This window comes from Cyanobium sp. FACHB-13342, from assembly GCF_014697415.1.
In the GTDB taxonomy this organism is placed as follows: Bacteria; Cyanobacteriota; Cyanobacteriia; order PCC-6307; family Cyanobiaceae; genus Cyanobium_A.
Map to the genome: position 1 here is coordinate 83,709 of NZ_JACJRT010000011.1, position 21,669 is coordinate 105,377.

The window sequence follows — 21,669 nt, forward strand, 5'->3', positions numbered from 1 at the left end:
CCTAACCCGCCCCCAGGCACTGGCTCACCACCTCGCCGGTGTTGGGCGAGAGGGGGGCGGCGGCGAGCTGCTCGAGGACTGCACGCATCGCGGCCGCGCGGCCCGGGCCGTAGCTCTGCCAGCGGCTGAACACCTTGGCCAACCGTGAGGCGGTGATCGGGTTGCGCTGGTCGAGCTCGGCGATGCGCTCCGCCATGAAGCGGTAGCCGGCGCCATCGGCGGCGTGGAACACCGGCGCATTGCCCGCCAGGCCGCCCAGCACGGCCCGCACGGAATTGGGCGCGGCCGGATCGAAGCGGGGATGGGCCAGCAGCCGATCCACCCGCTCCAACCCATCGGCGAAGGGGGCCGAGGCCTCAAGGGCAAACCAGGCATCGAGGATCACGGGTTTGTCCTGCCAGCGCTGGTAGAAGGCCTCCAGCGCCTGCTGCCGCTCGGGAAGCGGGTGGGCTTGCAGGGCCCGCAGGCCGGCGCGGGCCAGGGTCATGGAGGGGCCCCGCACCGCCGCGGCCGCCGCCGCGCAGACGGCCCCGTCGCCAGCCGCCACCCGCCAGCTCCACACCGTGCCGGTGAGCAGGCGATCGCCATTGCCCTCGGGCCAGGCCAACCCCCACTGGGGGGTGCAACGCTCCAGGGCCGCCGCCAGGGGCTCGGCCAGGGCGGTGCCAAACCGCTGCTGCAGGGCCATCAGGGCGGCAAACAGGGCCGGCGGATCGGGTTCCTGGCCGGCGGCCGTGGCGGCATCCTCCAGCTCGGGCATGCCCGGCAGCGCCATCAGCACGCTGCGGCTGGCCTCCGACAGGGAGGGGTCCGCCAGGATCCGGCCAAAGGCATCGATCAGCTCCTCCTCCAGCAGACCATCGGAACCACCGGCGGCCCGGGCCAGCACGGCCTGGCGCAACAGCACCTGGCCCGCATCCCAGCGGGCGAAGGGGTCGCTGTCGGCCGCCAGCAGGTGCACCAGCTCGGCGGTGGGCCGCCCCATCTCGAGCACCACCGGGGCGGAGAACTGGCGCAGCAGCGAGAGGGCAGGCGGATGGGCCTGGCGCGGCAGCCCCACCAGACGCAGGGTTTGGTCGGGCTGGTCGATCACCAGCAGGCGGGTGGCCTGGCCCCAGGAGGGCGGCAGGGGTGCGGCGGCGGCCTCCTCTCCCTCCAGCTGAACGGGCAGGGGATCGCCGGCCTGGTCAAGCAGCCCCAGGGCCAAGGGAATCACCAGCGCCATCTTGTCGGCCTGGCCGGGGGTGGCGGGGGTGTGCTGCTGCACGTGCAGCTCGAGCACGCCGGCCTCCCCATCCCAATGGCGCTGGATGTGCAGCCGCGGCGTGCCGGCCTGGTGGTACCAGCGGCGGAACTGGGCAAAGTCAAATGTCGCCTGCCCGGCGGCGGCATCCTGCATCGCCTGCACGAAGTCTTCGCAGGTGGCGGCGGTGCCGTCGTGACGGCTCACGTACAGCGCCATCCCCCGCATGAACGTCTCCTCCCCCAGCAGGGTGTGGAGGCAGCGGATCACCTCGGATCCCTTCTCGTAGATCGTCGTGGTGTAAAAGTTGTCGATCGCCTGGTAGGCATCGGGTTGCACCGGATGGGCCGTGGGGCCGGCATCCTCCCGGAACTGGGTGTTGCGCAGCATCGCCACGTTCTCGATGCGGTTGAGCGCCGCACCGTGCAGATCGGCCGTGAAGCTCTGATCCCGGAACACGGTGAGGCCCTCCTTCAGCGACAGCTGGAACCAGTCGCGGCAGGTGATGCGGTTGCCGGTCCAGTTGTGGAAATACTCATGGGCTATCACGCTCTCGATCCGCTCGAGCTCGCCGTCGGTGGCGGTTTCGGCATCGGCAAGCACCAGCTTGGAGTTGAAGATGTTGAGGCTCTTGTTCTCCATCGCGCCCATGTTGAAGTGGCGCACCGCCACGATGTTGAACTCATCGAGGTCGTATTCGAGGCCGTAGCGCTGCTCATCCCAGGCCATCGAGCGCTGCAGGGAGGCCATGGCGTGGGCGGTGTAGGGCGCATCGCCCGGCTCCACGTGGATGCGCAGGGCCACCGACCGGCCGCTGGCGGTGGTGAAGCTGCCGCGCACCTCCTCGAGTCGGCCGGCCACCAGGGCGAACAGATAGGAGGGCTTGGGGAAGGGATCGTCCCAGATGGCGTAGTGGCGGCCGCCCTCCAACCCACCGGTTTCGACGCAGTTGCCGTTGGAGAGCAGCACCGGGCAGCTGGCGACATCGGCTTCGATCCGCACCCGGAAGCGGCTGAGCAGGTCGGGACGGTCGGGGTGGAAGGTGATGTGGCGGAACCCCTCCGCCTCGCACTGGGTGGTGAACAGCCCGCCGCTCACGTACAGCCCTTCGAGACTGGTGTTGGTTTCCGGGTGGATCCGCACCCGGCTCTCCAGCTGGAAGGGGCCCGCGGGGGGCGCGGGAATCAGCAGCTGGTCGTTGCCGAGCTGATAGGCCGCCGGCTCCAGCAACCGGCCATCGAGCCGCAGCTCGATCAGCTCCAGATCCACCCCTTGGAGCACCAGGGGCTCAGGCAACTCCCCAGCGGACCCAGCGGCGGGATTGGGGCGGAAGGCCAGCTGGGCCACCACTTCGGTGTGGTCGGGGTGCAGCTGCACCGTCAGGTCGGTGCGGTCGAGCAGATAGGGCGCCGGACGGTAGTCGGCGAGGCGCACCAGGGCCATGGGGACTTACTTGCTGGGGGAGGCGGGCTTGGGGGTGGGTTGGGTCGCGGGCTTCGCGACGGGCTTGGGGGCCGGTTGCTTGAGGGCGTCCTGCACCTTGGCCATCACGTCGGCGGGCACCTCCTTGGGGCAGATCTCGGCGGCGCCAAGCACGGCGGAGTTGATCGAGCCCTTGCGCAGGTCATCGAGGCTGAGGGGCTTGGGCCCCACCTGGGTGATCACGCCGTCGTGCTGGCCCTGGATCAACTGGGCGACCGTCTCGCCGGCGATGCCCACAGCCTTGTCGAAGGGCACCCCGGCGCCCCGGGCGATGCAGACATTCACCGCCGCAATCCGGGTGTAGAGGTTCATCTCTGCCTCGGTGGCCGGAGCCGCCAGGGCTGTGGCCGGGGCCAGCACGAGCGGCAGCACCAGCAGGGGGGCCACCAACAGGGGGGCGGCAAGCGACAACGCGGAGCGGGGCATCATGAAAGCCGAAGGCGGGACATCAGATGCAGCCATGCTGCTGCATCGGGGCTGGCCCCATCAGGGCTCGGACGCGGGGCCCGAGGCCAGGGCCGCGCCGGCCTCCTCCACCCGGATTTCGTGGTGGGTTTCCGCCAGCTCCAACACCCCGTCCTTCCAGGAATAGATCGAGCGGGAGCGGTAGCGGTCCTGGTCCACCAAACGAATGTGCTCAAGGATGTCCCACTCCTGATAGTGCGACTCGAAGATCAGCTCGTGCTCATCCACCTGGCGGATCTGGCTCTTGGTGGGGGTGCCACAGAGGTAGCCGCGGCTGCGCCGCAGCTGGTGGCCGCAGAGGTAGGCCTCCATGGTGCCCGTGGGCACATAGCGGGGTTTCTTGTCGAAAAACTCGTACTCCTGCTCGGGCCACCAGGTGAACCGGTAGGCCGCATCGCCCTGCACCGGTTCGCTGAAGGTCTCCACCCGCAGCATCATGTCGACGCGCAGGGCCTCGCCATCCGCAAAGAAATACAACCGGCGCGAGCGCCACAGGCCGAGATTGCGGGCAAACCAACGCCGCAGATTGCTGTCGAGCTGGATGCGGGGTCGCGGCAGGGCCGCACTGGCAGACCCATCGGCCGGCAACGGATGCCTGGCGGGGCTGAGGTCCGAAAGCATGCTCATGACATCCCGGCCCTTGGGCGCACGGCATTGAATGAACTAGTCATAGCGAGGATGGGCCGCACTGGCTCAATCCCCATAGGGTGAGCAACGTGACTGCTGATCACCCCCCCACAGCTGACCAGGCCAACCCTGCGGGCCCTGCTGAGGGGCAGGAGCTGAAGCTGCTGCTTGTGGCCGCCAACCACCATCTGGCCAGCCTGGATCTGCGCAACCTGCTCCAGTTCCTCAAAAGCGAGGAATGCGGCTTCACGGTGGGCCTGGAGATCGCCGATCCCGCCCGCCAGCCGGAATTGCTGGAGCTGCACCGGCTGGTGGCCACCCCGGCCCTGGTGAAGCTCCATCCCCTGCCCAAGCAGGTGTTCGCCGGCAACGGCATCACCCAGAAGCTGCGCAGCTGGCTGCCGCGCTGGCAGCAGATGGAGGTGGTCACCAGCCTGGGCATGAGCCTGCGGCCCGCCGAGAGCGATGGCAGTCGCACCCAGCGCGAACTGCAGCTGGAGGACCAGGTGCTGGTGCTGCGCCAGGAGAACGAAACCCTGATCGAGCGGCTGGGGGTGCAGGAGCGCCTGCTGCGGATGGTGGCCCACGAGCTGCGCACCCCCCTGACGGCGGCCAAGCTCGCCCTGCAGAGCCACACCCTCGGCCAGATCGACGAGCCCCGCTTCCGCGATGTGCTCACCCGCCGCCTCGACGACATCCAGGAGCTCTCCAAGGACCTGCTGGAGGTGGGCACCACCCGCTGGGAAGCCCTGTTCAACCCCCAGCGCCTGGATCTGGGCAAGGTGGCCGCCGAGGCGATCCTGGAACTGGAAAAACTGTGGATCGGCCGCGACCTGGAGCTGATCACCGACATCCCGGCCGACCTGCCGGATGTGTTCGCCGACCAGCGCCGCATGCGCCAGGTGCTGCTCAACCTGTTGGAAAACGCCCTCAAATTCACCCCCGACCGGGGGCGGGTGCACCTGACCCTGCTGCACCGCACCGACCAGTGGGTGCAGGTGAGCGTCTGTGACAGCGGGCCCGGCATCCCCAAGGCCGAGCAACAGCGGATCTTTCTGGATCGGGTGCGGCTGCCCCAAACCTCCAGCACCACCTCCGGCTACGGCGTGGGGCTATCGGTGTGCCGGCGCATCGCCGAGGTGCATGGCGGCCGCATCTGGGTGGTGTCCGAACCGGGCGAGGGAGCCTGCTTCCACGTCTCCGTGCCGGTGTGGAGCGGCCAGGTGCAACCCGCCTTCACCCCGAGGGGACCAGACCGACGCAGCTCCTTGACGAAGGGTCCCACCGACCCGTAGCTTCCAACACATCAACGCCGACCGGCGTTGTGGCCTCGCCCCCATCGTCTAGAGGCCTAGGACACCTCCCTTTCACGGAGGCGACAGGGGTTCGAATCCCCTTGGGGGTATTGCGATTCAGATCAGCCCAGGGCGGCGCGCCGTTCGGCTTCCCGCTGGACCCCGCGCAGGTTGTTGGCTAGGTCTTCCCGCAGGCGTTGCTCGATCAGACCGATCGGCATGCCTGGACGGCCCTGCACCGTGAGCTCATAGAAGAGATGGGTCACCCCGCCGGAGCGGCCGATCTGCCAGATGCCCTCGAAGCGCCGGAAATCGCCGCGGCACATGGAGAACCGCAACTCGCCAGCCTCGGGATCTTCCTCCAGCTCAAGCTCCACCCGGGCACTGAAGCGCAGCCCGCAGAACTGCTGGGTGCCCACCTGTTCCAGGCCCACCTTGTTGCCCCGACGCCAGAGCTCCCGTGAGGAGGCCAGGTTGGGGATGTAGAGGTTGAGATTGGCGTAATCGGTGAGCACGGCCCAGAGCCACTCGGGGTCGAGGGGCAGTCGTAGCTGCACCGCCAAACGCCGGGCTCCATGGGGCAACCGCTCCATCACCTGCTGGATGGTGTCGAGGCTGCAGGCGTCAGTCACGACGGCCGAACACGGGTCGCTGAAAGACGGGTCGAAAGGGCGGGCCTGGGCGAGGAGCTGGGCCAAGGGAGCACGGTCAAGGTGTGCTGGCGCACAAACTTAGCGGTGTCTTCTGGAAAACCGCTGCGGAAAGGTTCCGTATGATCAGCGCGCTTTTCAGGGGGCTGAGTCTGCATGCGTGTTTCCACCGGTTGCGCCATCCAGTCCGACAGCCGCATGTTCACCGTCGTGGTGGAAGGCTTCGGCATCGGTCGCCAGCGCCAGGCTGAACGTCGCTTCACCGTGCCGTTCAACCAGCTCCAGGGGTTGATGCAGTCCATCGCCCAGCAGGGCGGTCGGATCCGTGCCGTGCTGGCTGCCGACGGCGCCGGTGGCGACACGGCTGCCGCTGCTCCTGCCCCGGCCGCCCCTGCCCCCGAAGCCAAAGCCGCTCCTTCGAAACCCGCTGCCGTGTCCCACGCCGACGTCCCCGTCAATCTCTACAAGCCGAAGGACCCGTTCATCGGCACCGTGACCGAGAACTACAGCCTGCTGGCGGAGGGCGCCATCGGCCGGGTGAACCACATCACCTTCGATCTCAAGGGTGGCGACCCCCAGCTCCACTACGTGGAAGGCCAGAGCATCGGCATCATTCCCGACGGCACCGACGCCAACGGCAAGCCCCACAAGCTGCGCCTCTATTCGATCGCCAGCACCCGCCATGGCGACAACATGGCCGGCGACACCGTCTCGCTCTGCGTGCGTCAGCTGCAGTACGAGAAGGACGGCGAAACGATCAACGGCGTTTGCTCCACCTTCCTGTGTGACATCGAACCCGGCGCCAAGGTGAAAATCACCGGCCCGGTGGGCAAGGAGATGCTGCTGCCCGCCGACGAGGACGCCAACGTGATCATGCTGGCCACCGGCACCGGCATCGCCCCGATGCGCACCTACCTGCGCCGCATGTTCGAACCCACCGAGCGGGAGAAGAACGGCTGGAATTTCCGCGGCAAGGCCTGGCTGTTCATGGGCTCACCCACCACGGCCAACCTGCTCTACGACGACGACTTCAACCGCTACCAGGAGCAGTACCCGGACAACTTCCGCTACACCAAGGCCATCAGCCGCGAGCAGCAGAACGCCAGCGGCGGCCGGATGTACATCCAGGACCGCGTCAGCGAGAACGCCGAGGAGATCTTCTCCTGGATCGAAAATCCCAAGACCCACGTCTACATGTGCGGCCTGCGGGGCATGGAACCCGGCATCGACGAAGCCATGGCCACCGCCGCCGCCGCCAAGGGGCTCAACTGGGCCGAGCTGCGGCCCCAGCTCAAGAAGGCCGAGCGCTGGCACGTGGAGACCTACTGAGCCCGGGCCCAGCCCGCTGCTGTCTGCCAGCCCGCCGCCCAGGCGGGCTTTTTTTTGGCGAATCCCACACAGAAACCATCACAAAGTGGGCCAAGCGGTGGGCGGGGCCGCCAGGCCCGTTAAACCATGGTCACCGCGAAGGCATCCATGGGCGCCGTGCTCACCAATCCACTGCGGGTCGGCCTCCGGCAGGAGCGGGTGATCCCGCCCCAATGCCTGGTGATCTTCGGGGCCAGTGGCGACCTCACCCACCGCAAGCTGATTCCGGCGCTGTTCGAGCTGTTCCGCCAGCGACGGCTGCCCAGCGAATTTGCAGTGCTGGGTTGCGCCCGCCGCCCCTGGAGCGATGAGGAATTCCGCCAGCGCATGGCGGAGGCGATGGCCAGCGAGGTGACCGAGCACCGCATGGCCTGGGAGCAATTTGCGGCGGGGCTCTTCTACGAGCCGGTGGACCTGCAGGATCCGCCCACGGTGGTGCAGCTGGGCCAGCGGCTCGAGGCGATCGACCGGCAGCGGGCCACCCGCGGCAACCGCACCTTCTACCTGTCGGTATCTCCGAATTTCTACGGCAGTGGCTGCCGGGCCCTGGCCGCCGCCGGCCTGCTGAGCGATCCGGCCCGCAGCCGGGTGGTGATCGAAAAGCCCTTCGGCCGCGACTACGGCAGCGCCCAGGAGCTGAACCGGGTGGTGCGGGCCAGTGCCCAGGAAAACCAGATCTTCCGGATCGACCACTACCTGGGCAAGGAGACGGTCCAGAACATCCTGGTGCTGCGCTTCGCCAACACGATCTTCGAGCCGATCTGGAACCGCAACTACATCGCCAGCGTGCAGATCACCGCTGCCGAGACGGTGGGGGTGGAGGAGCGGGCCGGCTACTACGAGAGCTCGGGAGCCCTGCGGGACATGGTGCAAAACCACCTCACCCAGATGCTCGCCCTCACCGCGATGGAGGCGCCGGGCCGCTTCGATCCCGAATCGATGCGCAACGAAAAGGCCAAGGTGATCCAGGCCGCGCGGCTGGCCAACGAAGACGAACCGTGGAAGTGCTGTGTGCGGGGCCAGTACGGCCCCGGCGGCTCCAGCACCCGGCCGATCGCCGGCTACCGCCAGGAGCCAGGGGTGAACCCCGAGAGCACCACGGAGACCTACGTGGCGATGAAGCTGTTCATCAACAACTGGCGCTGGCAGGGGGTGCCCTTCTACCTGCGCACCGGCAAACGACTGCCCAAGCGGCTCTCCGAGGTGGTGCTCACCTTCCGGGAAGCCCCGGTGCACCTGTTCGATGCCGCCGGTGGCGCCCCCACCCCCAACCAGCTGATCCTGCGCATCCAGCCGGACGAAGGGGCCGAGTTCAAGTTTGAGGTGAAGGCCCCCGGCTCCGGCATGCGCAGCCGGCCGGTGGACATGGCCTTCTCCTACGACGACAGCTTCGGCGAACCCAGCGATGAGGGCTACGTGCGCCTGCTGGCCGACGCCATGCTGGGCGACCCCACCCTCTACACCCGCAGCGACGAAGTGGAGGCCGCCTGGCGGCTCTACACCCCCCTGCTGGAGCTGATCGAAGACGCCCCGCACCAGCTACCGGTGTACCCCTACGAGGCCCGCACCTGGGGCCCTGGCGCCGCCGACAACCTGCTGGCCGAGGACGGCCTGGCCTGGCGACGCCCTTAGTTTTCCCGCCCGTACCCCCATGTCGACCCAACTCACCCTCCAGGCCCCACTGGCGTTGCCCCCCTCCGAGGTGCCCAGCTACCTGGAGCGCCTCTGGAGCCAGGAGCTGGGCAGCTCCCACGGAGCCGCCACCTTCACCCTGGTGGTGTGGGAGGGCTCCTGGCTGGAGCAGCAGCTGGTGCGCTGCGGCCGGCTGGATGGACCGATCACCGGCCTGCTCAACGAGACGGTGCTGGAGGCGGCCCGGGCGGCGGCCAGCAGTTGCGGCCTGCCGCTGAGCACCGCGCCAATGGATCCCAAGCTGGCCTGGGCGATCGGCCAACTGGGCGGCAACCACGAGGCCGACGACCTGCGGGGGCAGTTTGTGGAAGGGGCGATCAGCGCCCACATGCCCCGGCGGCTGATCACCCTGGCCCCCACCCTCGATGGCGGCCAGCCCTTGGAAACCCTCGTGGCCGCCTACTGCCCCCTGCCGGAGGAGGGCTCGGGCGGGTCGGCCTGCGGCGATGTGGTGGTGCTGCGCGGCGGCACCGGTGCCCTGCGCCAGAGCCTGGAGCTGGTGCAGCCGCTGATCGCCCCCGACCTGCCCTGCTGGGTGTGGTGGAACAGCAGCCTCGATGAGGCCCCCGAACTGATGACGGCCCTGGCCAGCGGCCAGCGGCGCCTGGTGGTGGATTCGTCGTTGGGGGATCCGCGCCGCTGCCTCGACCTGCTGGTGGATCGCATCGATGCGGGCCAACCGATCAACGACCTCAACTGGCTGCGCCTGCGCAGCTGGCGCGAATCCCTGGCGATGGTGTTCGACCCACCGTCGCGGCGGGACGCGCTCAACCATGTGGTGCAGCTCGACCTCGATGTGGAGGGCAGCAACCCGGTGAAGGGCCTGCTGCTGGCCGCCTGGCTGGCCGACCGGCTGGGCTGGCACCTGATCTCCACCTACCCGGTGGACGGCGAAGGCATCGGCGCCGAATTCGAGCGTACCGATGGCGAAACCGTGCGGTTCCGCCAGATGCCCGTGCCGGTGGGCGTGCCCAAGACCCACCCCGGGGCGATGGTGGGCTTGCGGCTGATCTGCCAGAGCAGCCAAGGGTCGCCCCTATGCGTGATCCTCTGCTCGGAGTCGGGCGGCTGCATGCGGCTCGAATCCGGCGGCATGGCGAGCATGGAACTGGCCGAGGAGGTGGTGCCCCTGCCGATGGAAAGCGAGGAGATGGAAATGGCGCGGCTGCTCTCGGGCGGCCACGACTCCACCAACCCCCTGCTGGCCGCCGCCGCCCCCCTCGCGGCCAAACTGCTGCCCTAGATGGCGTGTCTGATCGCCGCGCCCAGCAGCGGCAGCGGCAAGACCCTGCTGTCCCTGTGCCTGGCGGCCTGGGCCCGGCGCCAGGGCCGGCGCCTGCAGCCCTTCAAGGTGGGGCCCGACTACCTCGACCCCCAGCTGCTCAGCCGGGTGAGCGGCCTCACCTGCCGCAACCTCGATCCCCTGCTGTGCGGGCCGGAGTGGCTGGCGCGCTGCTTCGCCTGGCACGGCAGCCGGGCCGACCTGGCCCTGGTGGAGGGGGTGATGGGCCTGTTCGACGGCCGCGGCCCCAGCAGTGAGGGCAGTTCGGCGGCGGTGGCGGCCCAGCTGGAGCTGCCGGTGGTGCTGGTGGTGGAGGCCTCCCGCCAGGCGGGCTCCCTGGCGGCCCTGGTGCGGGGCTTCCGCGACCATGGCCCGCCACCGGTGCGGCTGGCCGGCGTGGTGCTCAACCGGGTGGGCAGCGCGCGGCACCACGCCCTGCTGGCGGAAGCGCTCGAGAGTATCGCCGTGCCGCTGCTGGGGGTGCTGCCGCACCACCCCAGCCTGGAGCTGCCCTCCCGCCATCTAGGGCTGCTGCCGCCGGGGGAACTGCACGACCTCGAGCAACGCCAGCACCAATGGGCCGACCTGGCCGCCCGCCACCTCAACCTCGAGCAGCTCGAGCCATTGCTGGCACCCCCCGCCCGCCAGGCCGGCGCCGAGGATCCGATCCGCTGGTGCCTGCGGGACCACGCTGTAGCCCTGGAGCAGCCGGAGCCGCCCAGGGTGGCCATCGCCAGCGACGCGGCCTTCCACTTCCGCTACCCGGAGGCCGGCGAGCTGCTGGAGGCGGTGGGGCTCGAGCCGGTGCCCTGGAGCCCCCTGGCCGATGAGCCCCTGCCGCCGGGCTGCAGGGCCGTGCTGCTGCCGGGGGGCTATCCCGAACTCCATGCCGCCCAGCTGGCCGCCAGCCGGCGCAGCCTGGACGCCCTGGCCCGGGCGGCGGCGGCGGGCCTACCCGTGGTGGCCGAGTGCGGTGGGCTGCTGCTGCTGGGCTCAACCCTCAGCGACGCCGAGGGCCGCCCGCACCGGATGGCGGGGGTGCTGCCCTTCTCTGCCCAACAAGGGGCCCTGAGCCTGGGCTACCGCCAGGCCACGGCCACCGCCCACGGGCTGCTGGTGCGGCCGGGTGAAACCCTTTGGGGCCATGAATTCCACCGCTGGCAGCTCGAACCTGTGGCCACAAACGGCGGGCTGTGGCAGCTTGAAGGGTGGGGCACTCCACAGCGAAGCGAAGGATGGACAGCGCCGAACGTGCACGCCAGCTGGCTGCATCTCCACTGGGCTGGATGCCCGGCGATTCCCTCGCGCCTGGCCGCCGCAGCCGGGCGCGCCGCGCCGCTGCCGACGAGCGCCGCTTCATCCAGCCCCATGAGCCCAAGCCCCAGATCCAGCAGGAGCGCTGGCGGCTGATGGTGCGGGGCCAGGTGCAGGGAGTGGGCTACCGGGCCGCCTGCTGCTCCCGGGCCCAGGACCTCGGCCTCAGCGGCTGGGTGCGCAACCGCGCCGATGGCTCGGTGGAAATCGAGGCCGAGGGCTCCCCCCTCGAACTCACCGAACTGCGCCTCTGGTGCGAGAAGGGTCCGGCGGAGGCGGTGGTGAACAGCGTGGCCAGCAGCCAGGTGGCCGCCACGGGCGCCGACTGGTTTGAGGTGCGGGGCTGACTGGGGTGATGGCGACAGAGTCCACGCCCGCAGCGAAGCTCGAGCTGTGGCTGTTGCGCCACGGGGCCACCGAATGGGCCCAAAACGGGCGCCACACCGGCAGCACCGACCTGCCGTTGCTGCCGGAGGGGGAGGCGGAAGCCCGGGCCCTGGCGCCGGTACTGGCCCGGCAGCCCTTCGCCGCCGTGCTGGTGAGCCCGCTGCAGCGGGCTCGGCGCACCGCCGAGTTGGCGGGGCTGGGGGCCGACGCCCAGATCTGCCCCGACCTGCGGGAATGGGACTACGGCCGCTACGAGGGAATCACCACCGCCGAGATCCGCCAACAGGTGCCGGGCTGGACCGTGTGGAGCCACGGCTGCCCCGAGGGCGAGAGCAGCCCCCAGGTGGAGGCGCGCTGCCAGCGGGTGATCGCCCTGGCGGAATCGCTGGTGCAATCGCAGGGTGGCGCCGTGGCGCTGGTGGCCCACGGCCATATCCTGCGCAGCCTGGCGGGCACCTGGCTGGGCCTGGGGCCGGCCGGTGGGGCGCTGCTGAATCTCAACACGGCCACCCTCTCGGTGCTCGGCCATGAGCGGGAGCGGCGCACGGTGGTGCGTTGGAATGCCCCCGTGGTGCCGCCAGCGTGATCGCTGTCCTCGTGAATGACTGATCTCCAGAGCACGGGCCAGGGGCTGGCCGCCCTGCTGGGGGAGCTGGCCGCCTATGGCCTGGCGATCGGCTTCTCGCCCCTGCACATCGGCCTGCTGCTGCTGCTGCTGCTAGGCCCCAAACCCGTGCAGCGGGGGGGCTGGTTTGTGGTGGGCTGGCTGGCCACGGCGGCCCTGGCGGTGACCCTTCTGCTCACGGTGGGCCATGGCCTGCTGCTCACCATGGACAAGGGCAGCAGCCACCGCACCGGCCTCGACCTGCTGGCGGCCGGAGCCCTGCTGGGGCTGGGGCTCAAGGAGCTGTTGAGCAAGGAGGAGGACGGGGCCGAGCCACCGGCCTGGACCCGCAAGCTGGACCAGTTCTGTGCCATGCCCCTGCCCCTGCTGGTGGGGATCAGCGCCGCCCTGGAGGTGGCCAGCCCCGACGATCTGTTCCTGTTTGCCAAGACGGCCGGCAGCCTGCTGGCGGCGGGCCTGGGCCGAAGCAGCGAGGTGCTGGCCACCGGCGTGTTCAGCCTGGTGAGCGCCAGCCTGCTGCTGACGCCCCTGCTGGCCTTGGTGCTGGCCGGCCCCGAACGGGTGCTGCCCATGCTGGAGCGGGGCAAGCAGTGGCTGTTCGCCAAGGGCGACCTACTGGTGGGCCTGGTGAGCGTGGCCCTGGCGGTGTACCTGGGCTGGCAAGGCATCCAGGGCCTGCAGCTGGCGTGAACGGGGGGCTCGGGCCGTTATGGATTCGGGCTGGCCTTGACTCGGGCTGGCCTTGATTCCGTATCTACCCAGTTCTGTCTCTGCTCAGCGCCCTCTCTGCGCCGTTCTCGCTCCTTGGTTCTGTACAGGTTGTACAGAACTCAGGAGAGGCTCAACGAGAAGGAGTCCCCCTCCTCACCAGCCCCTGCGGGCCATCCCATCCCTTTGCAGCCCCCCACGAACCTCGATCACCCGTCTGCCTGCAGCCAGGTGCTCCAGAGTTGCTGATCGGTGAGGGCACTGGGGCCGGCAGCCGGCGCGCCGGCCTGGAGGGTCACCGCTTGGCTGGCCCGGCTCACGGCCACGTACACCAGCTGGCGGCGCAGCACCGGGTCGCTGGGCCAGAACACATCGGCATCGACGAACACCTCCGCAAAGGTGCTGCCCTGGCTGCGGTGCACGGTCAGAACAGCAGCCGGACCAAGGGAAGCAAAGGCGTCCCGCACCAGGAAAAAGCGGCGCCACAGGCCCTTGCCGTCCTGCTTGCCAGCGTCCCTGGCCCCTTGACGCAGGCGGGCCAACGCCGCCTCGAGGGCACTCCGGGCCGCCGTGCCCAGGGGTGGCAGCAGCCGCAGGCTGAGCTGGTTGTCGCCGGCCTCCACCTTGGCCATGAGCGTGTCGATCACCGGCGCGTCAGCTACGCCGAAATCGGCCAGGTCGCAGCGCTCGGGGGTCACATCGCGCACCACCAGCTCCCGGTTGGAGCCCAGCAGCATGTCGGGCTCCTCGGCGGCGTCCTCGCCCTCGCGGCAGGCGGGCGCCATCACGGCGGCGCGGGTGATCAGCACCTCGCCGGGCAACACCGGCAGCTGGTCGGCCATCTCGCCGTGCAGGGCGCGGCGGGCGATCGGCACCAGCTGCTCGAGGGAGCGGTTGGTGTAGCAGAGGATGCGGGCGAGGTCGGGGTTGTCGGTTTCGGCGCTGCGGCGCAGGGCGGCCTGGGCCGCCTCGAGCCAGGCGCCCCGCTCCAGCACCGCCACCTGGCCGGTGGCGGTGCGAATCGGCGGCAGGGCCGGCGGGCGACGGCAGGGCAGGGCGCCCTGGCGCAGGCCCGAGGCCAGGCGCAGCACCGGCCCCTGGTGGCGCACCACCTGGCGCAACTCGGCCCGGCAGGCCCGGCCCAGGCTGAACACGGGACTCCCGGGCTCACCCACCGGCGGCAACTGGGCCGGATCGCCCACAAACACCAACCGGGTGCGGAAGGGGTGGGCGCAGCGCAGGCTGATCTCCAGCAGGGTGGAATCCACCATCGAGGCCTCGTCGATCAGCACCAGGCCCAGGTGCTCGAGGGCCACGGCGGTCTGCTCGGTCTCCTCACAGCGCTCGGTGTCGCGCTGGCGCTTGAGCTTGAGGCGCAGCAGCCGGTGAATGGTGGAGGGAAACCAGGTGGGCGACAGGCCCGCCAGGGCCAGGTGGGAGCGCAGCACGCCCACGGCTTTGTGGGTGGGGGCCACCACGGTCCAGCACAGGCCGGTGGCCTCCACCTGGGCCAACAAACGCATCGAGAGGAAGGTTTTGCCCGTGCCGGCGTAGCCGCTCAGCACAAACGGCGTGCCATCCCCCGGCGTGGCCAACCAATCGGCAAAGGCGGCGGCGGCGGCCTGCTGGTCGGCGGTGAGGCCGGGAGCTTCGGCGTCAGCCAACGGGGGTGAACCAGCCCAGGCCCTGGGCCAACTGCAGCGGTGAGCCCACCAGCACCAGCCCCGGCAGGGCCACCAACGGGCCCATCAGGGCACCGATCAGCACCTCCAGGCGGGTGTGGCCCAGATTTTCCTTGAGGGGCTTGGCCGGCGGCTCCCCCGCCACCAGGCCACCGCCGTCGGCCACCAGGGCATTCACCCGGGCGGCGGTGAGGCCTGCGGCGCGGCGCACGCCGGAGGCGTCGTAGAGCACCACGAAGCAGAGCACGGCCGCCAGGCCAAACAGGGGCCCGTCAAAGCCCTGCACCCAGCCCAACGCAGCAGTGGTGCCGGTGAGCAGGGCCGAGTGGCTCGAGGGCATGCCGCCGGTTTCCACCAGCACCTTGGGGTTCCAGCGGCGATGCACCACCAACTCGATCACCAGCTTGGAGAGCTGGGCGACGCCGCAGGCCGCCAATCCCCACCACAGCACCCCGTTGTCGAAGATCCCAACAACCGGAGCACTCATCGGTCGCGGCTCGTGATGTAGTCGGCCAGGGCCAACAGGGGGGCGGCACTGGCGTGCCAGGGGGCCAGGGCGGCCTTGGCCTCGGCCACCAGGGCATCGGCCCGCTGGCGGGATTCCTCCAGGCCCAGCAGCTTGGGATAGGTGGTCTTGTCGGCGGTGAGGTCCTTGCCGGCGGTCTTGCCCAGCACCTCACTGCTGGCCGTCACATCGAGGATGTCGTCGATGATCTGAAAGGCCAGGCCGATGCCGCGGGCGTAGGTGCCCAGGGCCGCTAACAGCTCGGCGGAGGCGCCGGCGATCAGGGCCCCGGTGAGCACGCAGGCGCGCAGCAGGGCACCGGTTTTGTGCAGGTGGATGTACTCGAGGGTGTCGAGGTCGACGCTCTTGCCCTCGCACTCCAGATCCACCACCTGGCCGCCCACCAGCCCGGGGGCGCCGGAGGCCAGGCTCAGCTCCCCCACCACCGCCAACAGCCGCTCGGCGGGCACGCCAGGACTGCGCAGCGCCACCATCTCGAAGGCGCGGGTGAGCAGGGCATCGCCGGCCAGGATCGCGTTGGCCTCGCCGTACACCTTGTGGTTGGTGGGCCGGCCGCGACGCAGGTCGTCGTTGTCCATGGCGGGCAGGTCGTCATGGATCAGCGACATGGTGTGCACCATCTCCAGCGCCACCGCCGTGGGCATGGCCAGGGCGCTCTCGCCTCCAGCCAGCTCACAGGCCGCCAGGCAGAGGATCGGCCGCAGTCGCTTGCCCCCGGCCAGCAGGGAATAGCGCATGGCCTCCCGCAGGGATTCGGGCCGCTCGGGGCCGAGGGAGCCATCAAGGGCCGCCTCCACCTTCAGCCGGGCGGCCTCCAGATAGGCGGCGAAATCAAAGGAGGTGGATACCGCCGCGGTCATGGGGGCTGGGCCTCGGGCCATTCCTGGCGGGGATTCTCTCAGGCGAGCCGCCACAGCACCGCTGCGCTTTTAGCAAAGCAGTGCGTCACTGGGTTCGTCGCCCCTGCAGGTTCGCTACAAACACCTGACAGGCCGGATCGCGCTGCACAGCCTGGGTGGGTGTGATGGTTTCTGAACCATGGCCCCAACATCCTTGCCGGCAGCGCCTCCGGTCGCTCCCGGCCCCCTTGCTTCACCGGTCCCGGTCATGCCCCCGGCAGCCGCCCCGGACAACTGGCTGGCCTTCCTGCAGACCCAGGTGCTGCCCATCGTGATCAACCTGATCGGCGCCCTGGCGATTCTGCTGGTGGGCTGGCTGGTTGCCGGCGTGGTGGCCAGCACCTGCCGGCGACTGCTGCGCCGCACCCGCCTCGATCGGCTCGTGGCCGGTGGGCCGGAATCCAGCAGCCCCGGCTTCTCCCTGGAGCGCTGGATCGCCACCCTGATTTTCTGGGTGATCCTGGTGCTGGCCGTGGTGGCGGCACTGAATGTGCTCAACCTGGCCACGGTTTCAGAACCGCTCAACCAGTTCCTCAACCAGATTTTTGCCTTCCTGCCCAAACTCGGCGCCGCGGCGGTGCTGGCAGCCGTGGGCTGGCTGGTGGCCAGCTTGGGCCGCTCGGCGGTGCGCCGCAGCAACAAACTGCTGCGCTTCGAAGAGCGCTTCATCGATGCGGACGACAGCGGTCAACACCTGCTGGTGAGCGAAACGCTCGCCAACCTCCTCTATTGGCTGGTGCTGCTGTTCTTCCTGCCGCTGGTGCTCAACGCCCTCAACCTGGGCAGCCAGCTGGCGCCGTTGGCCAACCTGCTCAGCGACCTGCTCGCCGCCCTGCCGCGGCTGATCAAGGCGGCCGCCATTGCGGCCGTGGGCTGGTTCATCGCCCGCAGCGTGGGGCGGATCGTGCGCCAACTGGTGACCTCCGCCGGCGGGGATCGCCTCGGCGAAAGCTTTGGGCTCAGGGCTGAAAACGGCCAGGGGCTCTCCTGGCTCCTGGGCACGATCACCTACGTGCTGCTGCTGATCCCCACGGCTACGGCGGCCCTGGAGGCCCTGGCGATCTCGGCCATCTCCCAGCCAGCCACCGCCATGCTCAACCAGGTGATGGGCAGCTTGCCGCAGCTGTTCACCGCCGTGGTGATCCTGGTGGCAGCGGTGGCGATCGGCCGCTTCGTGGGCCAGCTGGTGGCCCAGATCCTCGAGGGCTTTGGCTTCGACCGGGTGTTCGCCTGGCTGGGCTTTGAAAGCCGCGGCACCAGCCTCAGCGACGGCGACGCGGGTGCCTTCAGCGCGCCGGGCCGACGCCGACCGTCAGAGCTGGTGGGCGTGGTGGTGATGGTGGGCATCCTGCTGTTCGCCCTGGTGGCAGCCACCGACGTGCTCGGCCTGCCGGCCCTGACCGGCGTGGTCACGGGGCTGCTCTCCCTGTCCGGCCAGGTGCTGGCGGGGCTGTTGGTGTTCGGCGTGGGGCTCTACCTGGCCAACCTGGCGGCTGGGCTGCTGCGCAGCTCCGGCAGCCAGCAGGGAGCCCTGCTGGCCCAGATCTCGCGGGTGGCGATCGTCACCTTCAGCGGCGCCATGGCCCTGCGCCAGATCGGCGTCGCCCCCGACATCGTCAACCTGGCCTTCGGCCTGCTGCTCGGCGCCATCGCCGTGGCCGCTGCCCTGGCCTTCGGTCTGGGAGGCCGGGATGTGGCCGCTGAGCAGTGGCGCTCCTGGATGGAGGACTTCCGCCAGCGGCGCTGACGGGTCCCCACCCCACTACTTGCAGGACTTCTCCTGAATTCTGTACAACCTGTACGGAATCCAGGAGGGGCCTCAACGGGGCTCCACGGTCTCTCCAGGCCGACCCAGGCACCCCCAGCCCCGACTGCTCAGGGCACCAGATCGCCCAGGCCGTGGTCCACACCGGCGCGGCGACACCAGGCCACCACCGTGTTCACCAGCAGCAGGGTGACGGTCATGGGGCCGACGCCACCGGGCACCGGGCTGATGGCGCTGGCGATCGGCTCCACCTCCTCAAAGCGCACGTCGCCGCAGAGGCCGCTCTCGGTGCGGTGGATGCCCACATCCACCACCACGGCACCGGGCTTCACGTGCTCGGCGCCGATCATGCGGGGCCGACCGGCGGCCACCACCAGCACATCGGCCTGGCGGGTGAGGGCGGCCAGGTCGGCGGTGCGGGAGTGGGCCACGCTCACGGTGGCATCAGCGGCCTGGAGCATCAGGGCCATGGGCTGGCCCACCAGGATGCTGCGGCCCACCACCGCGGCCCGCTTACCGGCCAGCTCCACCCCATGGCGGGCCAGCAGGGCCATCACGCCGGCGGGGGTGCAGCTGCGGGGGCCGGGTTCCCCCTTGAGCAGCCGGCCGAGGTTGAGGGTGTGCAGGCCGTCGGCGTCCTTATCGGGATCGATCGCCAGCAGCAGCGGGCCCTCGTCGAGGCCGGCCGGCAGGGGCAGCTGCAGCAGGATGCCGTCGCAGGCGGGGTCTGCATTGAGGCGCTGCACCGCGGCCAGCACTTCGGCCGGGGTGGCCGTGGCACTCAGGTGGGCCCCGAGGCTGGTGATACCCACCCGGGCACAGGCCTTCTCCTTATTGGCCACGTACACGCCGCTGGCCGGGTCATCGCCCACCCGCAGCACCGCCAGGCCGGGGGGCCGCCCCACCGCCGAGAGACGCTCGGCGATCACCGCCTGCAGCCGGGCTTCGATCTCAGCGGCCAGCTGGCGGCCGTCCAGACGGGTGGCCATGGGGCAAACAACGACGGCGCCCCTCCAGCTTGCAATCCCAGGGGCTGGGCCGCCCACCGGCAGGGTTAGCGTTTGCCCATGGTGTGGCGGTGGCTGCGATCCCTCTGGCGTCAGCTGCTGCGGCTGGAGCGTCCGCGCCAGTCGCCGGGAATCTGGCGCGCCCGGGACACGGCCTCGGTGCTGCTGGTGTGTGCCCTCGTGGCCCTGGTGGCCAGCTGGCCCTGGCTGGTGGAGCCGAGCCTGCGGCCCGGCATGGCGGCCCCCTTCACGGCCCGGGCCCCGAAGGCCGCCCGGGTGGTGGACAGCACGGCCCTGGAGCAACGGCGCCAGGAAATGGTGCCCCGCACCACCGTGCAGGTGGTGGACGAGCAGGCCAACCGCCAACTGGGCCAGGAACTGGAGAAGGGTCTGCGGGCGGTGGAACTGCAGGCCAACAGCGACCAGCCCCGGGTGGAGCCGGTGACGATCACCGCCGAGGAGCGGGCCTGGCTGCGGACCGTGGGAGCAACCCAGCTGGCGGCCTGGGGCCGGGAGGTGCGCCAGGCCCAGCTGCGCATGCTGAGCCAGGGGCTGGCCCCGGGGGTGGCCGAGGGCCAGCTGCTGGAGGCGGCCACGCTGCAGCTCGAACCCCTGGCGCCAGTGCCGCGGGGTCTGGGGGCCCGGCTGCTGGCCCGCTCCCTGCAGGGCCACTCCAACCTGCGCAGTGATCCGGGCCTGAGCCAGCGGCGCATCGAGGCCCTGATCACCCAGCAGGGGATTCCCACCATCACGGTGCAGCAGGGCGACCTGATCACCCGCCAGGGGGAAACGATCAGCCCCCAGGCCTTCGACGTGCTCGATTACTTCGGCCTGGTGAACCGGCGGCCTCGGCCGCTCACCTGGCTGGGCCATTTTCTCGAGGCCCTGGCGGTGGCGGGGGTGCTGGTGCTGGTGCTGCGCCGCTGGCGCGCCTGTCTGGAGCCGCGTCAGGCCCTGCTGGCCCTCGGCGCCCTGCTGGTGATGCAGGGCTTCTCGCTGTGGCTAGGGCCACTGGCGAGTCCGCTGGTGCTGCTGGTGCCGCCCACCCTGCTGCTGGCCCAGGGGCTCGGCACCCCCTGCGGCCTGGCCTGGCTGGCGGCCGGCAGCCTGCTCTGGCCCGTGCCGTTCACGGCCCTCGCCGGGGTGCGCCTGCTGGTGGCGGCGGCGGTGGGCACGGTGGCGGCGGTGGCAGCCGGCCGGCAGCGCAGCCGGGCCGAACTGCTGCAACTGGCGGTGCTGCTGCCGGGCGCCGGCCTCGCGGTGCAGTGGCTGCTGTTGCAATCGCTGCTGCGGCCCAGCCAGGTGGACCTGCTCAGCGAGGCGCTGCTGCTGGGCGGCCTGCTGATGGCGGGCCTGCTGCTGGCGCCGCTGATGGAGACCTTCTTCGGGCTGGTGACCCGGGCGCGGCTGATGGAGCTGGCCGACCTGCAGCGGCCCCTGCTGCGGCGGCTCTCGGTGGAGGCCCCCGGCACCTTTGAGCACACCCTGATGATCGCCGGCCTGGCGGAGGAGGGAGCCCGGGCCATCCAGGCCGACATCGACCTGGTGCGCACCGGGGCGCTGTATCACGACGTGGGCAAGCTGCACGGCCCGGAGTGGTTCATCGAAAACCAGGGCGAGGGCACCAACCCCCACGACACGCTCAACGACCCGCTCGCCAGCGCCGCCATCCTCCAGGCCCATGTGGATGAGGGCCTGAAGCTGGCCCGCCGCTACCGCCTGCCCCGGCCCCTGGCCAACTTCATTCCGGAGCACCAGGGCACCTTGAAGATGGGCTACTTCCTGCACCAGGCCCGGGAGCGGGATCCGGCCATGGCCGAGGAGCGCTTCCGCTACCGGGGGCCCACGCCCCGCAGCCGGGAGACGGCGATCCTGATGCTGGCCGACGGATGCGAGGCGGCCCTGCGCTCCCTGCCCCCAGGCACCAGCGAAACCGAGGCGCGGGCGATGGTGCGGCGGATCATCGAGGCCCGCCAGAGCGACGGCCAACTGGCCGAAAGTGGCATCAGCCGGGCCGAGCTGGAACTGCTGATCCGGGCCTTCGTGAGGGTGTGGAAGCGCATGCGCCACCGCCGCATCCCCTATCCGATCCCGGCCCGCAAGGGCTACAGCGCCTAGGACCCGTCCGGGTGCTCGAACTGCTGCCAGGCCTCAAGCAGGGTGTAGGCGGCCAGTTTGCGGCTCCAGAGCTCTGGGCTGCCGCCCTGGTCGGGGTGCCAGCGGGAGAGATGGCGGCGCCAGGTGGCGCGCACCACGGGCCAGGGGCTGCCGGGCTCCACCCCCAGCTCGGCGCAGGCCCGGATGTAGGCATCGGGGGGGACCGGAGCCGGCGGTGGCGCTGGCGGCGCGTCACGCGACAGAACCACGGGCCGGGGCCGCCACACCCGGCGAACGGCCCGCACCGGCCGCACCCTGGTTCGCCTCGGCAGCACCAGCCAGAGACTGCGCACCAGCCCATTGGCGATCAGCAGGGCGCCCACCCCGGCAAACACCGCCGGCGACCAGAGCATGTGCAGGCTGTCAGCGGCGAGCTGGGGGTTGCCGTGACGGCCGTGCTGGGTGGCCGTCGCCAGGATGAAGCCCGCCAGCACCAGGGCGATGCCCAGGCTGATCAGTCCGTGCAGCAGGGACTCCAGGGCTGCAGCCATGGGC

At 70.3% G+C, this 21,669-nt stretch carries 19 protein-coding genes and 1 tRNA gene; 11 read left to right on the top strand and 9 right to left on the bottom strand.

Annotated features, from left to right (window positions below; genetic code table 11):
- Position 1 precedes the first annotated feature (1 nt).
- Genes pepN through H6G16_RS09710 form a run of 3 tightly spaced genes read right to left on the bottom strand, consistent with a single transcriptional unit; the run spans position 2 to position 3,817 of the window.
- Positions 2-2,686 (bottom strand): aminopeptidase N, encoded by a 2,685-nt coding sequence (gene pepN / locus H6G16_RS09700; RefSeq protein ID WP_190390118.1) that lies wholly within the window; start codon positions 2,684-2,686, stop codon positions 2-4.
- 6 nt (positions 2,687-2,692) lie between these two features.
- Entirely contained in the window at positions 2,693-3,151 is a 459-nt protein-coding gene (locus tag H6G16_RS09705) for a cAMP phosphodiesterase (protein WP_190390119.1), read from the bottom strand.
- Positions 3,152-3,211: 60 nt separating this feature from the next.
- Complete coding sequence (locus H6G16_RS09710; protein ID WP_242036341.1) at positions 3,212-3,817, bottom strand: hypothetical protein; 606 nt, start codon at positions 3,815-3,817, stop codon at positions 3,212-3,214.
- 89 nt (positions 3,818-3,906) lie between these two features.
- Between H6G16_RS09710 and H6G16_RS09715 the strand changes: the two genes are divergently transcribed.
- Positions 3,907-5,112, top strand: a complete 1,206-nt coding sequence (locus H6G16_RS09715) for a histidine kinase (protein WP_190390120.1) — start codon at positions 3,907-3,909, stop codon at positions 5,110-5,112.
- A 37-nt stretch (positions 5,113-5,149) separates the two neighbouring features.
- A tRNA-Glu gene (locus tag H6G16_RS09720) sits at positions 5,150-5,222 on the top strand.
- Between the two features lie 12 nt (positions 5,223-5,234).
- Here H6G16_RS09720 and H6G16_RS09725 read toward each other — a convergent pair.
- Complete coding sequence (locus H6G16_RS09725; protein WP_190390176.1) at positions 5,235-5,705, bottom strand: SRPBCC family protein; 471 nt, start codon at positions 5,703-5,705, stop codon at positions 5,235-5,237.
- 213 nt (positions 5,706-5,918) lie between these two features.
- Here H6G16_RS09725 and H6G16_RS09730 point away from each other — a divergent pair, with 213 nt between their 5' ends.
- The 7 genes from H6G16_RS09730 to H6G16_RS09760 all read left to right on the top strand — a co-directional run bounded on the left by H6G16_RS09730 (position 5,919) and on the right by H6G16_RS09760 (position 13,120).
- Positions 5,919-7,091, top strand: coding sequence for an FAD-binding oxidoreductase (locus tag H6G16_RS09730; protein ID WP_190390121.1), 1,173 nt, complete (start codon positions 5,919-5,921; stop codon positions 7,089-7,091).
- A 147-nt stretch (positions 7,092-7,238) separates the two neighbouring features.
- Positions 7,239-8,762 carry a glucose-6-phosphate dehydrogenase gene (gene zwf, locus H6G16_RS09735; protein WP_190390177.1) on the top strand — a complete coding sequence of 508 codons (1,524 nt, stop codon included), beginning with the start codon at positions 7,239-7,241 and terminating at the stop codon, positions 8,760-8,762.
- Positions 8,763-8,781: 19 nt separating this feature from the next.
- On the top strand, positions 8,782-10,065 hold the full coding sequence (locus H6G16_RS09740; RefSeq protein ID WP_190390122.1) for a glucose-6-phosphate dehydrogenase assembly protein OpcA: 1,284 nt from the start codon (positions 8,782-8,784) through the stop codon (positions 10,063-10,065).
- The gene (locus H6G16_RS09745; RefSeq protein WP_190390123.1) at positions 10,066-11,514 is read left to right on the top strand and encodes a cobyrinate a,c-diamide synthase; all 1,449 of its coding nucleotides are present in this window, start codon (positions 10,066-10,068) and stop codon (positions 11,512-11,514) included. It abuts the gene before it with no gap.
- Positions 11,514-11,765: an acylphosphatase gene (locus H6G16_RS09750; RefSeq protein WP_242036342.1), complete on the top strand. Its 252-nt coding sequence runs from the start codon at positions 11,514-11,516 to the stop codon at positions 11,763-11,765. Before H6G16_RS09745 ends, H6G16_RS09750 begins: the two co-directional genes overlap by 1 nt.
- An 8-nt stretch (positions 11,766-11,773) precedes the next feature.
- Entirely contained in the window at positions 11,774-12,391 is a 618-nt protein-coding gene (locus tag H6G16_RS09755; RefSeq protein ID WP_190390124.1) for a histidine phosphatase family protein, read from the top strand.
- 15 nt (positions 12,392-12,406) lie between these two features.
- Positions 12,407-13,120, top strand: coding sequence for a GAP family protein (locus tag H6G16_RS09760; protein ID WP_190390125.1), 714 nt, complete (start codon positions 12,407-12,409; stop codon positions 13,118-13,120).
- A gap of 227 nt (positions 13,121-13,347) precedes the next feature.
- Here the strand turns inward: H6G16_RS09760 and H6G16_RS09765 are convergent, their stop codons facing one another.
- From H6G16_RS09765 to crtE, 3 genes are read right to left on the bottom strand one after another with little or no spacing between them, the layout of a single operon-like run.
- Positions 13,348-14,802, bottom strand: coding sequence for an AAA family ATPase (locus H6G16_RS09765; RefSeq protein ID WP_190390126.1), 1,455 nt, complete (start codon positions 14,800-14,802; stop codon positions 13,348-13,350).
- On the bottom strand, positions 14,795-15,307 hold the full coding sequence (locus H6G16_RS09770; protein ID WP_190390127.1) for a divergent PAP2 family protein: 513 nt from the start codon (positions 15,305-15,307) through the stop codon (positions 14,795-14,797). Before H6G16_RS09770 ends, H6G16_RS09765 begins: the two co-directional genes overlap by 8 nt.
- A complete protein-coding gene (gene crtE, locus H6G16_RS09775) occupies positions 15,304-16,206 on the bottom strand; it encodes a geranylgeranyl diphosphate synthase CrtE (RefSeq protein ID WP_190390128.1) in 903 nt (300 codons plus the stop codon). The genes H6G16_RS09770 and crtE overlap by 4 nt, the downstream gene beginning before the upstream one ends.
- 247 nt (positions 16,207-16,453) lie before the next feature.
- Between crtE and H6G16_RS09780 the strand changes: the two genes are divergently transcribed.
- Positions 16,454-17,992 (top strand): mechanosensitive ion channel, encoded by a 1,539-nt coding sequence (locus tag H6G16_RS09780; RefSeq protein ID WP_242036343.1) that lies wholly within the window; start codon positions 16,454-16,456, stop codon positions 17,990-17,992.
- Positions 17,993-18,120: 128 nt separating this feature from the next.
- Here H6G16_RS09780 and folD read toward each other — a convergent pair whose 3' ends face one another.
- Positions 18,121-18,999, bottom strand: coding sequence for a bifunctional methylenetetrahydrofolate dehydrogenase/methenyltetrahydrofolate cyclohydrolase FolD (gene folD, locus H6G16_RS09785; protein WP_190390130.1), 879 nt, complete (start codon positions 18,997-18,999; stop codon positions 18,121-18,123).
- 78 nt (positions 19,000-19,077) lie between these two features.
- On the opposite strand from folD, the gene H6G16_RS09790 reads away from it, so the two are divergent.
- Positions 19,078-21,135 (top strand): HDIG domain-containing metalloprotein, encoded by a 2,058-nt coding sequence (locus H6G16_RS09790; protein ID WP_190390131.1) that lies wholly within the window; start codon positions 19,078-19,080, stop codon positions 21,133-21,135.
- On the opposite strand, the gene H6G16_RS09795 is transcribed toward H6G16_RS09790, so the two are convergent.
- Positions 21,132-21,665 (bottom strand): hypothetical protein, encoded by a 534-nt coding sequence (locus H6G16_RS09795; RefSeq protein ID WP_190390132.1) that lies wholly within the window; start codon positions 21,663-21,665, stop codon positions 21,132-21,134. The two genes, H6G16_RS09790 and H6G16_RS09795, sit on opposite strands and share 4 nt — an antisense overlap.
- Between the last annotated feature and the right edge of the window lie 4 nt (positions 21,666-21,669).